The sequence below is a fragment of the Alcanivorax sp. HI0044 genome, from assembly GCF_001634945.1.
In genome coordinates, this window is record NZ_LWEZ01000373.1 from 1 (window position 1) to 769 (window position 769).

The 769-nt window shown below is 60.5% G+C and carries 3 protein-coding genes; all 3 read left to right on the top strand.

Features of this window, described 5'->3' with window-relative positions; translation table 11 throughout:
* The coding region (locus A3730_RS31040) for a hypothetical protein (RefSeq protein WP_197477290.1) at window positions 1-217 on the top strand (217 nt) is incomplete at its 5' end.
* On the top strand, window positions 214-471 hold the full coding sequence (locus A3730_RS04575) for a hypothetical protein (RefSeq protein WP_063537530.1): 258 nt from the start codon (window positions 214-216) through the stop codon (window positions 469-471). The genes A3730_RS31040 and A3730_RS04575, both read left to right, overlap by 4 nt.
* A gap of 13 nt (window positions 472-484) precedes the next feature.
* A partial coding sequence (locus A3730_RS04580; protein WP_197477291.1) for a PepSY domain-containing protein occupies window positions 485-769 on the top strand: 285 nt, incomplete at its 3' end.

Here is a 769-nt window from a genome sequence, read left to right on the forward strand (position 1 = left end):
TCGCCAGCAACGCTGGCTGGATCAACCCCTTCCTGTTTTTAGCCGTTTAATCGCCTTGGCCATGCTGGCCGGGGGGCTGTGGCTGTTATCGCTACAGCTGGGCGTCAGTGTGGGCCTGTTTGTGGGGTTGTGGGTGTTCACGTTGCCAGCCTTGCTGCTGCCGCTGCTGGTCAGCCATTACCGCGATAGCTATCAGCGCCGGGGAGGCAATCGATGAGAGCTTTTTTGGCGTTTTTGCTGAGCCTGCCCTTGTCGGTAATGCTGATGGGATTGGTGGCGGCGGCGGTACCGGTGCCCTGGCAGTCATGGCTGGTATTGCAGTTGTTGGGGGTGACCCTGTTATGGATGCTGCTGGTCGTTCTGGTGGCGCTGCCTGAGCGTACCTGGCTTCCACTGGTGGCGTTGCTGGTAATGAATGGGGTGGCCTGGATGGCGCTGCAAACCACAGCCTTGTATGGGGGTGGCGCATGAAGGGAGGTGGCGCATGAAGGCGGACCGTTTGCGACGTTTTATCGACCTGCATGCCTGGCTGGGCATGGCCAGTGGCCTGGCCCTGTTTGTGGCGTTTTTTGCCGGCGCCCTCAATGTGTTCCATCACGAGCTGCACCACTGGCAGACGCCGCAGGCCACCGAGGCGGCATCGCAAGATGCCATCGATGGGCAGGCGTTGCTTGCCCGTGTTACCCACCAATACCCGGATGCGCGCAAGCGCCTTTTTTTCCTCCCGGAGGAAGACCCGGCGGTAATGTGGTTTCAGTCCAGCGATTCT